The 13,029-nt window shown below is 42.9% G+C and carries 12 protein-coding genes and 1 pseudogene; 7 read left to right on the forward strand and 6 right to left on the reverse strand.

The window, feature by feature from the left end:
* Positions 1–114 precede the first annotated feature (114 nt).
* A complete protein-coding gene (locus NJ959_RS16665) occupies positions 115–681 on the forward strand; it encodes a pentapeptide repeat-containing protein (RefSeq protein ID WP_254012863.1) in 567 nt (188 codons plus the stop codon).
* A 113-nt stretch (positions 682–794) separates the two neighbouring features.
* Here NJ959_RS16665 and NJ959_RS16670 read toward each other — a convergent pair whose 3' ends face one another.
* From NJ959_RS16670 to NJ959_RS16685, 4 genes and pseudogenes are all read right to left on the reverse strand, one after another.
* Positions 795–1,229: an NUDIX hydrolase gene (locus NJ959_RS16670; protein ID WP_254012864.1), complete on the reverse strand. Its 435-nt coding sequence runs from the start codon at positions 1,227–1,229 to the stop codon at positions 795–797.
* A 52-nt stretch (positions 1,230–1,281) separates the two neighbouring features.
* On the reverse strand, positions 1,282–1,761 hold the full coding sequence (locus tag NJ959_RS16675) for a hypothetical protein (protein ID WP_254012865.1): 480 nt from the start codon (positions 1,759–1,761) through the stop codon (positions 1,282–1,284).
* Between the two features lie 133 nt (positions 1,762–1,894).
* Positions 1,895–2,296, reverse strand: a pseudogene (locus tag NJ959_RS16680) (hypothetical protein); the annotation flags it as partial.
* 76 nt (positions 2,297–2,372) lie between these two features.
* Positions 2,373–3,836, reverse strand: coding sequence for an ankyrin repeat domain-containing protein (locus NJ959_RS16685; RefSeq protein WP_254012867.1), 1,464 nt, complete (start codon positions 3,834–3,836; stop codon positions 2,373–2,375).
* A gap of 131 nt (positions 3,837–3,967) precedes the next feature.
* Between NJ959_RS16685 and NJ959_RS16690 the strand changes: the two genes are divergently transcribed.
* Positions 3,968–4,444, forward strand: a complete 477-nt coding sequence (locus NJ959_RS16690; RefSeq protein ID WP_254012868.1) for a DUF4079 domain-containing protein — start codon at positions 3,968–3,970, stop codon at positions 4,442–4,444.
* Between the two features lie 185 nt (positions 4,445–4,629).
* Here the strand turns inward: NJ959_RS16690 and NJ959_RS16695 are convergent, their stop codons facing one another.
* Complete coding sequence (locus tag NJ959_RS16695) at positions 4,630–5,310, reverse strand: Crp/Fnr family transcriptional regulator (protein WP_254012869.1); 681 nt, start codon at positions 5,308–5,310, stop codon at positions 4,630–4,632.
* A 493-nt stretch (positions 5,311–5,803) separates the two neighbouring features.
* Here NJ959_RS16695 and NJ959_RS16700 point away from each other — a divergent pair, with 493 nt between their 5' ends.
* The 5 genes from NJ959_RS16700 to NJ959_RS16720 all read left to right on the forward strand — a co-directional run bounded on the left by NJ959_RS16700 (position 5,804) and on the right by NJ959_RS16720 (position 12,702).
* On the forward strand, positions 5,804–8,317 hold the full coding sequence (locus NJ959_RS16700; RefSeq protein ID WP_254012870.1) for a hypothetical protein: 2,514 nt from the start codon (positions 5,804–5,806) through the stop codon (positions 8,315–8,317).
* Positions 8,318–8,618: 301 nt separating this feature from the next.
* Entirely contained in the window at positions 8,619–10,499 is a 1,881-nt protein-coding gene (locus NJ959_RS16705) for an acetate and sugar kinases/Hsc70/actin family protein (protein WP_254012871.1), read from the forward strand.
* 49 nt (positions 10,500–10,548) lie between these two features.
* On the forward strand, positions 10,549–10,965 hold the full coding sequence (locus NJ959_RS16710; protein WP_254012872.1) for a type III secretion system chaperone family protein: 417 nt from the start codon (positions 10,549–10,551) through the stop codon (positions 10,963–10,965).
* A gap of 140 nt (positions 10,966–11,105) precedes the next feature.
* Positions 11,106–11,768, forward strand: coding sequence for a sugar transferase (locus NJ959_RS16715; RefSeq protein ID WP_373693669.1), 663 nt, complete (start codon positions 11,106–11,108; stop codon positions 11,766–11,768).
* Between the two features lie 94 nt (positions 11,769–11,862).
* Positions 11,863–12,702, forward strand: coding sequence for a Tab2/Atab2 family RNA-binding protein (locus NJ959_RS16720; RefSeq protein WP_254012873.1), 840 nt, complete (start codon positions 11,863–11,865; stop codon positions 12,700–12,702).
* Between the two features lie 47 nt (positions 12,703–12,749).
* Here NJ959_RS16720 and NJ959_RS16725 read toward each other — a convergent pair whose 3' ends face one another.
* Entirely contained in the window at positions 12,750–12,926 is a 177-nt protein-coding gene (locus NJ959_RS16725) for a UPF0175 family protein (protein ID WP_256529321.1), read from the reverse strand.
* Positions 12,927–13,029: the final 103 nt, after the last annotated feature.

Below are 13,029 nucleotides of genomic sequence, written 5' to 3' on the forward strand. Positions count from 1 at the left end.
TCTTTACAAAGCTAAAGAAAAAGTTAGGAAATACTGTGTATTGCGATACAGTGCTTTACATTAAAGAAGTAGTTAAGCACAAATACGGATTGACATTTTCCACAAAAAGTGAGAATGGAGAGAATCAGTGCAATAGAGTTACTGTCTCAGTACGCTAGCGGTAGAAGAGACTTTAATGGAATTGATATAAGTGAAAGTGACTTATTTGAAGCAAATTTACAAGGAATTAATTTCACTGGCAGCAACTTGCAAAAGATATACCTGCCCTATTCTAACCTAAGTCAAGCCAATTTGCAGGAAGCTCAAGTTCAGAAAGCCGACTTGATTAACAGCCTACTTTATCAGGCAAATCTTTTGGGGGCAAATCTTCAAGAGGCAAATCTGTTTAGAGCCAGTCTACGCCGTGCCAATTTACAGGGTGCTAATCTAGAGGGTGCTAATTTGCAAGGGGCAGATTTAACTAAAGCGGATCTCAGAGGTGCTAATTTAACCAAAGCAGATTTGACTGGTGCAAACCTAACAAAGGCTAACTTAAACGAAGCACAATTGAGCGGTGCAAACCTATTTCGCACCCAAAATATTGACCTCTCTGGTGCTTATTCAGACTGCTCAACCATTTATCCAGACGGACATCGACCAGATTCTTTGCCATCTGGTGATAAGTGCGACTTAGGTAGTTGATTTTTGCATAAATTGCCAGTTAACCTTGTTTGTAGTAGGCACTTCAGTGCCTATTATTCCTCTATTCAAAGCACTAAAGTGCTTACTACGAACCATATTAACCGGAGATGATATTACTCGCCCATTATCTCAATAAAATCTAGCAAAATCTTCTGATGAATAGGTCCAAGAGGACGGAATTGCTCCGCTTTCTGTGAATAGCAACTACCGGATCTAATTTGCTCTGGTGTCAACAAACCTATATCCCAACCTTCTGTCAAAACTAGTTGATTTAACTCCACCGTCAAAGGTCCGTGGAAAACATGGCGCATTACTCGCTCGTCTTGATAGCAGCGAAATTTACTCACTTCTGGTAAGATATAGCTAATTTCCTCGAAAACTTCTCGCTTCACACCATCTTCAGGCGTTTCCCCTGGTTCAATATGACCACCAAAAAATGCCCAATAACCAGGATATAGAATACCAGGAATATTATCTCTCAACTGCATGAGGAACTTTCCCGAACGGTATAAAATTGCGATCGCAACTTCAACAGGTTGATTTGTCATTGGTTATTGGTTGTTGGTTGTTGGTTATTGGTTATTGGTTATTGGTTATTGGTTATTGCTTATTGCTTGTTTGTACCGATTCCTCCCGTTGTCCGGATTTATGCTCTAATTGTTCCTCCTGTTGAACGTATGCTTCACCGATTTCTTGTCCGCTGATGGGAATACTTTGAAATTTTACCTCACCTGCGATCGCAACTTCATCACCAACACTAGGAAGAGTTTGGTTGGTAACTACCCAAATTTTACCAGTAGGATCTTGGAGTTGATAAGCCCCCCCAGTTAAAAATGGGGCGATTGTGGTGACTTTCCCTTCCAGGTAAATCTTGGTATCAGTCTGGGGATTCGGTTGGATATCACTAATTTTGGTGACACTCACAGAGCGATCGCTGATTTTAATCGTATTATTGCCAAGCTGGGCTATATTCCCACAGCCCATTAATCCTCCTCCGAAGAGTAAAAAGCTGATCGGTAAAAGGAAAAATGTATGGCTTGATAAAGAAGGGAGGAAGAAGTTGTTTTTTTTAAATAGCATTACCGTGACTGTTCCCGACGCGAAACCCCTTATTATAGCAAAAGTCAAAAGTCAAAATTGAAATCCTTGCTATGAATGTATTTTAGCGTTTTTCAATGCCCTAACCACCTTGGCAACTGCGATAACTATCAGCTCAAGCTGATTTACCAAAGTCACGCCGCCATATCCTAATTGTATGAGGGAAGACTCCAACTAAGAGCGCCAAAGCTTCATCAGGTATTTGAGCAACCGTCTCCCTATTAAAAAAACCCTCAAATTGTTCTAAGATCCTCCGAGCGCGTTGCAAAGGATCGTGATTCTCTGTAATCTCTTTAATCAGTCGAATCCACTGTCGCCGAATCAAGTAAGCCCGTTGTCGCTCATCGGCTGATTCGGGAGGAATTAATGACAGATTTCCCACTGGCAGCACTTCCTGACAATCGAGATCGAACTGTCCTCCTACTGCTGCACCAGGTCCGGCAAATTCGGCGTGATAGCGCTTGAAAATAATTAAACCACCCCGACGTCGTGGATTAACTAGCAATAGCTCATTATTGGGAATTAATTCGTTAATTAGCATCGGCTCGTGAGACCTATTATTGAACCAAAATTCTCCAAAAATCAGAGGTAAATTACTCTTTTGCTGCCGCTGCCTCAATCATTTGCACGACTTCAGGATAACCATTGAATTCTGCAATCATCAAGGCGGAGTAACCACCCTTATTTTTTACATTAACATCTACACCAGCATCTAACAAAATTTGTACCGCTTTGGTATAACCTCGATGAGATGCCCACATTAGGGCAGTAGCACCAGCATTATCTATCAGGTTCCCGTCAGCACCAGCATCTAATAGGTATTCCATTAGCTCAGTGTCCCCTCTATCTGCTACCTTCATTAAGATAGTTTTTCCATCAGTGCCTCGTATATTCGCATCTGCGCCAGCTTTTAGCAAGACCTTAACGGTTTCTAGGCTACCTCCAGATAGTGCTAAGGTTAAAGGCGTTTCTCCCTGGTTTATCGCATTGCAGGATGCTCCTTTTTCTAGCAAATCCCTGACAATTTCAGTGTAACCGTGTAAGGCGGCTAGCATAAGAGGTGTGTCACCCATTTTATTCCTAGCGTCAAGATCGCCTCCCCGCTGGAGTAAAATAGCTACTATCTCCCCATGACCTTCGACGGCCGCAAGATGTAACGCCATCTCATTATTCTCGTCTGTGGCATTGATATCAGCACCAGCATCTAGTAGAGCTTTGACAACGCCAAGATAACCCCCTGCGGCTCCTGCCATCAGAGCTGTTCCCCCAGTGGAGTTGGGAAGATTTGGACTAGCACCAGCAGCTAGTAATGCTTGGACAACCTCTGTATGACCTTGGTCTCCTGCTAAGGTGAGAGCTGTTTCACCCTCATTATCTTGGCTGTTAACATCAACTCCAGCCCTTAATAATAACTGAACCATGGCTAGATTTCCTAGTTCAGCCGCTTGGATTAGGGGACTTCTTCCATCGGAGTTCGAGTTTGAAGCACTTACTCCTTGCCCTAATAATAGTTCTACCATCTGGCTGTCACCTGCGATAACAGCTAAGGTTAATGCTTCTTCCTTACTATCTGCACCAGCCTCTAGCAAAACTTGGACAAGATCAAGATTACCTGTCTCGGCAGCTAGCTTCAAGGCAGTATCTTCATCCTTGTCTTTGATATTTACCTGGGCACCCGCACCTAGCAAAATTTCTACTACCTTAAGATGACCTTTATGGGCTGCCACCATTAGTGCTGTACTACCATCATCATTTTGGGCATTGACATTAGCACCTGCAGCAATCAAGGTTTGCAAAACATCAACTTTCTTGCCTGCTGCTGCCAACATTAAAGCTGTCAGACGATATAGTTTTCTCGTTTGGTTGACATTTGCACCTGTTTGTAGTATAAACCGTACAATTTCAGTATAGCCCTGTTGAGCAGCAAACATCAGCGCCGTTGTGCCATCTCGATCTGTAGCATCGATATTAGCCCCCTCTGCTAGCAAGGCTTGGACTTGAGTCAAGTTGCCACTTTGAGCGGCTTTGAGTAGTAATAAGTCTGTTTTTGAGGTCATTGAGAGTGTCTCGATCGAGTGCTAAATTCAGATACTATCCTCATGGAAATGGTATAACGCGATCGCACCTTCCGCCGAAGGTTATGTTATGTTAAGTTTTGTCAATATACTTAAATCGCTCAGAAAAGACTATGAACCTAGAATCCATTAAAGTCTATGCTCAATTTATTCACCCCTTGGTAATGTGGGGACTCCTGGCACTCACTATTTATGCCCTCTATCTGGGTATCAAAATCCAAAAGACTAGAACAGCTCAAGGGGATGAAAAGAAAGAGCTGATCAAGGGTCAGTATAACGTTAAGCACCATCAAGTTGGTTCTGCACTGTTGTCCTTTATGGTAATCGCTGCGATTGGGGCAATGGGTGTGAGTTACATTAACAATGGCAAACTATTTGTTGATGCCCACTTAATCGTTGGCTTGGGCATGACTGGCTTAATCGCTACTTCTGCTTCCCTGACACCCTTTATGCAGAAAGGTAAGACATGGGCACGTTACACTCACATTGCCCTGAATGTCACTCTTTTGGGACTATTTGGCTGGCAGGCAATTACAGGGATACAAATCATCCAGAATATTCTTGGAAAGCTTAACACCACTGCATCCTGAAGAGTTCTCAGTTTTGAGTTTTGAATTCTCAGTTTTGAATTACAGCAATTTTCAGGTATGTGAGGTATATAGAAACCCGGTTTCTCAAAGAAACCGGGTTTCTGGGGTGTACTTCATAAACCTGCAATCTGCTGTATCAGATTTGAATTAAAACTCAAAACTCAAAACTCCCCCCCACTTCCGAGTTAGGCAATAATCCGCTCTAAAGCGGGCACATCAGGGATAATCATCAAATCGTGATCTCGCGCAATCAACCCCTTTTTCTCTAATTTAGTTAGCACTCGCGTGACTGTCTCTCGCGCTAGCCCACTCAGACTACTTAACTCCCGGTGAGGTAAGTTGGGAATCTCTGTTCCTTGTTGCTTGAGTTTTCCCTGTCCCTCTGCCAAAAACAATAACGTATCAGCAACGCGCGACGTACTATCAGACTCCCGGAGGCGGAGACGACGGTTGACTTGACGTAAGCGCTTTGCCATAAGCTGAGACAGACGGACACCTGCCAGAGGTTCATTATGAATTAAATGGACAAAATCTTGAGCGGGGATGCTACCAATCGTTGTCTCAGTTAGAGTAATCACATCAGTGGAACGAGGTACTTCATCAAGCGCCGCCATTTCGCCAAAGAGTTCCCCTTTTCCGAGAATGTTGAGAGTTACCTCTTTGCCATCAAGATTGTAAGTGCGAATTTTTACCCAGCCTTCCAAAATGAAGTAAACAGAGCCACCCCAGTCATTCTCCAGCAAAATTACTCGATTTGCCGGATGCTTGCGAGTGACAACATGAGCAGTGGCGTGCTGCACTGTCATCTCAGGTAAGCCAGCAAAAAAAGGAGCTGTGCAAATCAAGTCATTAACATTGGAGTTCATGTGGTGTGAGAGCTATCGGTCATCCATGGAGCCAAACCCCATTGTATACGCCTTGGAGAAATATGATGAGTCACCGTGTTAAAAAATTGAGGATGTTTCTAGCATATCGATAGCGACATGGTAGAGCTAGCATCTCGTTATCCTTTGAGAAGAACCGAGTTTGGTCAGTGGAAGTGTTATCTCCCAATTCCTGATGCTTACCCCACTAGGGGTGTCCTCAATCCCTAACCCTGTCACAGATTAAGGCGATCGAATGGGAATGGAAACACAGTCTATCATCTTTCTTCCCTCTTGGAGACTCTCGCTAACCTCAGTACAGGTATAGCGGTGAGAGTAAAAGCATTGCTCATTCTGGAGATTAGCCACCAAAGGAGAATCTGTTGGCACTCAATAAGCTGAAAGCTTATCCCAATCGCTATAACATTAAAGGCAGGCGGTTAATTAACGGATTGCCATCACTCCTTCCTGTACTTATTTTCTTCAAGGTTCAACCGTGACTCAAGAGAAGGATCTTCAATCTCTGATAGCTGATATTGACAGCATACTCCCCAAGCTTCGCTCCCGTCTCCCTTGGTCCGGGGCGGGTGAAGCGGGGAGACAAGTGCTCGAAAGAGTTCGCAGCTATTTAGTTTCTATTGAACAGAATTTGGGGACAACAGCCCAAATACCGACAAACACACCACCCACTCACCCGTCAGTAGTACAACAGATTCGGCAAGCTGTCAATCAAGAAGTACAGAGTCTTCGTGCTGGTGTCACAGGATCGTTGCAGGCAGAATTGGTAGCGCTACGCCAAGAGCGGGATGCGATCGTTCAAGAAATTCGACAGCTAGAAAATACGAGACGGGAATCCCTCGATCGCATTGCCCAAGATGTAATTAGCCGTTCTAGCGAAACCTTAACTCAGCAGCTAGCTCAAATACTAGTAGCTTGGGAAGCACAACAGGGAAGGGAGGAAGCGACTACAGAAGCTACACCCAACAGGGGCGTGACTCTGATTCCACCGCAAGAGCGTCTTGAACAAATGCGACAGACAGAATTGCAGTTCGATCGCATGTTGATTAATCTGGATACAAACCAAAGAGCTATCTTTGATGCCCTACAGCGGAATCTTTATACCTATCAAAATTCCTTATCCCAAGAACTTGACAAAATGCACCGATTAGGGATTCAAGGGGAAGTTCTGTTTACAACCTTGGTGAATCGCCTATCTCAGTTATCTCAACAACAAGGTGCAACCACTCTGGCATCCTCAAGTCAATTGTCTGATGGCACCCAAACAGCCCCCATAGCTACCAATCCCATTCCATCTCAGACACAACCGCCTCTAGATACTCTAGAAGTAACAGGACAAATCGCCAACAAAGATAATCTTGGCGTAGATCCTTTAACCTTAACTCCACAGCCTAATCCCTTGTCCGGGACTGATCGATCGGTTACTCTGAGTCTAGATACAATTTATCAAGATGCCACAGTTACTCCCAATCGGATTAGCGAGATCCCAGATTTAATCCCTGTTATATTAAAACCAACCGCTGACGATCCTGCTCTGGAAAACCTCATTTCCCAAGATTGGGAACCAATCGAAGAAATAGAGACAGATAATTTAGATGAAAGTGAAAAGACAGATACATTCATCCAGCTAGATATAACTCCTCCAGAATCATTGCCTACAGTTGAGAGTAGCAATACAATAAATCCTCCAGAGAATCCATCTGTCGATTTTATGTTCGAGCCGGGGGCGGAAGTTTTTCCAGAAGCAAGCTCTTTATCAGGATGGCAAACAGAAGTTAATGAACTTCAGTTGGGGATTGAACCCTGGGATCGCGACATCAATAATTTATATGATAATCTGTTCAATACAGAGAATTTCAGCGATCCGGCTAATCTCAATGAATATGACTTCGATCTAGCGAATCAGATTGAATTCGACGATCTAGAGACATCGGTTGATGAGACAGATTTTACAACTCCCACAGATGATTTTACACTGAGTAACCCAATCTTCTATGAAGATCGAGATTTTCAATTTGGAGGAGTTACAGATCTCCCAGTACCAATCGAGTCAACACCATTAGTACCATTGGTAGAACCAATGGCAGATGAACATGAGTCGTGGCAAGTTGTATCATTTGACGATTCAGTGTTTGAAACTGCGCCTGAGCTAAGATCTAGTTTAGTTGGAGAGTCTCAATATTCACCAGAAACTGCCAGGGAATCAGAAGATGTAGAAACCGTTAGAGCATTAACAGATTTGTTAGACGAGATGGGTTTAGGTGACGATCGAGGTGAGAGCGTTGCGGGCGCTCTGCTCCATCGCGAAACTCCCCAAACATTTACGACTAGGGAAGAACAATGGTCAATAGAGGAACGCTTTGATAGTCAAGCACCAACCCCTACCATTGATGATACCTATATTGCCGCTTCACCGGATGAAGATTTGCTAGCAATCGATGAATTAACGGGGAATTACGAGCAGGAAATTAGCTTAGAGGAAGATATTTTAGATCAGCTTAGTGAAGATCTTAATAGTTTTGAAGAAGTTCAGACTCAAGATATTACTAATCCTGATGAACAACCATTACTCGATCCCTATTGGGAATCGCCAACAGTTACCCCAACCGAAACAACGGATTTAGCTTCTTTGCCAAACCAGGCATTTTCGACATCGGAGGAGTTATTAGCAGAAGATTGGGAAGAATTTGCCTTCCAGGATTTTTCTGAGGATGATTTTTCGTTTCCTAATTGGGAGAATGGTACTACAACTAGCGACTTAGTGTTTCCAGAAACTGATACCTCAACCAGCCAACTAGCAAACTTAGATCGGGAAGTGAGTGATGCAGAGTTTGTAGAGGATTTTGATATTATCCCGACAACCCCTGAATCATTTGAGTTAGATGCCGATTTCTTTTCCAATGGATTTCTTGACTTTGGTACTGAATATGTGGTAGAGGATGACATCATGCTAGAAGAGCCGCTTCCTCTTATTGAAGATGAAGACGCTTGAAATGGAAATTGTCCCATTGAAAGTGCATTACAAAAGTACACCGAGTCGAGCAACTCCAAGGCGGTAATGGGTAGAACAGACCAGAAGATGACAATTTCCACTATTTTGACGGCGACTCAAGTCGCAGCCGCGTTCCGAACCGTGTCTAAAAGCCAGGGGTTTCCCTCTCGTTTTTCGATGAGAATTAATCAAAAGTCCTGGGCAAGGGGATGGCAGCCCCTTGTTGGTTATGGGCAAGATTCCAAACAACAAACAACAAACAACAAACAACAAACAACCAACAACCAACAACCAACAACAAATGTTTCCACAATCGCTACAGATAGAAAAAGACACTAATAAAGCTGTCTGGTATTTAGGAATTGATTTCGGAACTACTACTATTTCTGCTGCTATACTAAATCGAGCAACGGGCGATCAATACCAGATTTATTGGTGGAATAACTTGGATAAAATGAATCCAGAATTCGCTAGTCGGATTGACTGCGAAGCTATGTTTCGCTTACCAACAGCAACCTATTCTGGACCTGGTACGAGTAAGCTTTTTCTGGAAACACCTGTTGCATCAGTAGTTGTTGGTTCCCTAGCATCTCTATTAGCAAAGGAACCAGGAATATATTTGCAAAACTTTAAACCATATTTAAAAATAGGTATTCCCTACTACAGTCAAGAGAATCATGAGTGGGAACCAACTTTGCAGTTACCGGGACAACAGTTTGTGTCTCTCTACTGGGTAAGATGGGCATTACAGGCGATTTTAGCAACCTTGACACCATACAATACTCAACAGAATGTACCGCTAAAGGTAGGAGCTGTTGGCTTAGAATCGGAAACCTTAGCTGCGGCATTGGGGCAACTGGAGGGTGTGGTGCTAAGTTGTCCGAAGAGTTGGGGAGATACTTATCAGGTTAATTTACGGGAAGCTGTTATCGAAGCCAAGCTGATCCAGGATATTAGCCAGATTTTCTTCTTGGAAGATGCGATCGCATCTATCCTCGCAGCTTTTAGAGATTCTAATAGCGATTCGCCCCTACACTCAAAACTCATTCCTCAAAACTCTACCCCTTGGTGTGGTTGTACCCTGGCGATTAACTGCGGCGCAACTACAACGGAAATGGCATTAGTAGATCTGCCAAATAATTTGGAATACTTAACCAACACCAGTTTTAAGCTTCGGAGTTGGGCTTATGGGGGTAATGCTATCGAGCAAGATATTTTTTGGCAATTGCTTTATCCTCAACTGTCTGAAGAGCAACTAAAAGAGCTTTCCTTGAATCCGGATTTAGAAATACCTTTACCCAATCAACCTGAACTAAAAAAACGGGATCGCGCTGCGAGTGAGTTGCAAAGTTCACCCTTTGGGCAAGCACTTCTCAAAGCTTGTGGATACCTGAAGTTAATTTTACAACGTAAGGCGGAATTTACCTTAGAATTAGGTACTAATCGTTGGCTGGTAAAGCGTCATAATTTTGAATCTCGCGTTATTGTTCCCTTTGTCGAGCAGATAAATCGCGAGTTGAACGCGCTATTAGTTGAAGGGAAAGTATTGGGAACAGAAATCACCAGAGTTATTTGTATTGGCGGTAGCAGTAATTTCCCAACTATGAAAAAATGGCTTGAGCAAAAATTACCCAATGCCACCCTAATTCAAGAGGCAGATTTGCCGAATGGGATAGCAGGAGGATTGGCAAGTTTTGCTCTTTATCCCCAAGTATTAAATCAGGAGCAACAGCAGTACAGTGACTATTTTATCCTGTTAGAAATATTACGAGCTTTTTCCTATAATAGAGGTAATTATTCCAGTCGCGCCTACAGTATTAAGGAAATTCTGGGATTATTAGAGCGTCGGGGTTTGAACACCGCTGCTTGTTACAATCGCCTCCTCTCATTTATAAAAGGTGAGCTACCATCAGGTCTTGTCCCTTCAATAGACTATAGTAACTGGTTATCTGAAGCATCGTGTCAAAATCCTCATTATGCTCAAGTTGCTGCGGCGGGACTTTTTTCTGTTTGTGATGTTAGTGAAGATGGCGATTTATCGGAAACGTCAGTAGCTGTTGAGGGGGAGCAATTTTATCGCCTTAATCTGGAGCAGCACGAGTATTTAATTCAGTATTTGGATGTCCTTTTATCTAATACTCATCACGCTTTTGAGGAACCTTTTTTGTGCCATTTGGGTTGAAAGCGTTGCTGGTGCGTTAACAGAGGGTAACCCATCCTACAGATAGAGTATGAGCGTAAGTTCTGTAATAATTAGGGGAAGAGTTGGGATAGCCGCCTTGGGTATAGGCGAGTTTCTACTAAGAATAAATTATAGTCAAATTCTCGGTAGTTTTGACCTAGACTTTAGTGATGGTGAAATTCGCTATAAAACTAGTAGTATTATTAATCCTAAATCCCTCACTGCTGATACTATAAAAGATTTGGTTTATACCAACTTGATGATGATGGAGCAATATCTACCGGGGATTATGAAAATTGCCGCACATAAGCCCCCCCTTCAATGTAATACGCTAGTACGACTAACAGCGCAATCTACGTCAAAATACGCTGAGTGTGGATTATTTTCCTCTGGGCATAGCAAAAAAGGAAAACAGCACTGGCTTCATACAATCTTCACAAAAGGGGGTAGAAATTTAAAGAGTTGATAAAGTTGGGGGAGATCTACTAGCTTTTTCTCTGGGAAGGTCAATATGATAGGGATATGACTGACTGACATGTTATTGACCTGTAATACAACCGACTCCAAACCGTGATTACCACATCAAGTGCCCTATCTTACTACTCAGTGATTTCCCCGATTGCCCATTACCCAAGGCAGGGAGATCTACTGGCTCAATCAAGCCATCCCTCAACCACCAACAAGCTCAAACGCTTCATTGACATTATCGGCGGCTTGGTTGGGTTGGCTGTGACTGCTATCATCGCGATCCCGATTGCGATCGCAATTCAGTTAGATAATCCAGGTCCAGTATTCTACAGCCAACTTCGCTGTGGTATCGGTGGTAAACCCTTTCGCATCTGGAAATTCCGCTCTATGATTGTGAAAGCAGATCGCATCCAACATCTAGTTACCAATCAGGCACAAGGATATATCTTCAAAAATGACAAAGATCCTCGCGTTACCCGCGTTGGTCGTTTTTTGCGTTGCACTAGCTTGGATGAATTACCCCAATTTTGGAATGTTATTACAGGAGACATGAGTTTGGTAGGTACTCGTCCCCCAACTGTGGATGAGGCGATGAAGTATCAACCTCATCATTGGCAAAGATTGAATATTAAGCCAGGAATAACGGGCGAATGGCAAGCCAATGGAAGATCCAGCGTAACGGATTTTGAAGAAATTGTTCAGATGGATCTGGATTATCAGGAAAAATGGTCTGTTATTTACGATTTACAGCTCATTCTCAAGACGATTGCGGCAGTTATGAATAAGGATGGTGCTTATTAAGATTGGTTATTAGTTGCTGGTTATTTGAAAAACCACAAATAACAAATAACAAATAACAAATAACAAACAACAAACAACAAACAACAAACAACAAATGACGGTTTGGCAAGCTGATTTTTACAAGCGTCCTCTGCGGAATCTAGAGGGAAAAGTCCTGTGGGAGTTATTCATTTGTAATATAATAGGCGAGTTAGTCTATCAAGCATTATCTCCTCAGTCGGATGTCAATGTTGAATGGTTAGTCACTCAGTTACAGGTAGCAACAGCTAAAACCGGATTTCCAGACGCGATTCAAGTCTTTCGTCCCCAGTCACTAACTTTATTCGCTTCAGCAGGACAAAAATTAGGTATTAAAGTAGAAGCAACGCGACGTACTCTAGCCTTGAAGCAAAAATTACAAGAGAGAGCGTTGCAATACCCACAGGAAAATAACTATAGCGGAGAAAATTATCATCCCATTGCTCTTGACAAACCGCCCCCATTACCCTTGTCAGAAAACCTCTGGGGGGATAGGTGGCGATTTGCTGCTATTGGGGCGGGAGATATGGAGGCGGCATTTTGCGATCGCGCTATTCCTATTTTCCAGATGCCAGAGGAATTTTTACCTCTAAATTTAAGTTTGCCATCAACAGTTGCTATACCAGGAGTGGTAATTGATGGCGGGAGAAAATCAATGGTATTAGCCCGTTGGTTAGCAGAAGTGCAACCTGTCGCTTTGAATTATATCCCCGGTGCGCCTGATGGACTAATTTTAGAGGCGGGATTGGTAGATAGATGGGTAGTGGCAACATTTGAAGATCGAGAAGTAGCCGCAGCAGCACGGATATATCAAGAGCGTCAAGAGTGGAGTCAGGGGTTACATTTCTTGTTAGTACAACCGGATGATTCGGGGATGACGTACACGGGATTTTGGTTATTGAAGAGTGGGGATTAAGAGAAGATAATCTGTGGATGATTTAAACTGTATATTGTCAAAAACAGTCATATTTTAGCGATAGTCGCGATATCTTCCAGCAAATCAGATTCATCATAATGACGAGAAATGTTCCGTTGGGCTAAGATTTTTTGAAACTCCCAAACAGATAAATTAGTAAGGCGACGCGCTTGCCCGAAAGTAAAAAGATTTTGCGAGTACAATTGCAAAGCTATTTCCCTCAAAATTTCCTCCTCATTTATACATTATTTTGTAGAAGTAATCCGCAATCCAGTTAGCTTTCTTCGCCGGAAGCCTCACGCCATATTTGTACTCAAATTGGCGTGA

The organism is Limnofasciculus baicalensis BBK-W-15 (assembly GCF_024178385.1).
GTDB classification, from domain to species: Bacteria; Cyanobacteriota; Cyanobacteriia; order Cyanobacteriales; family Coleofasciculaceae; genus Limnofasciculus; species Limnofasciculus baicalensis.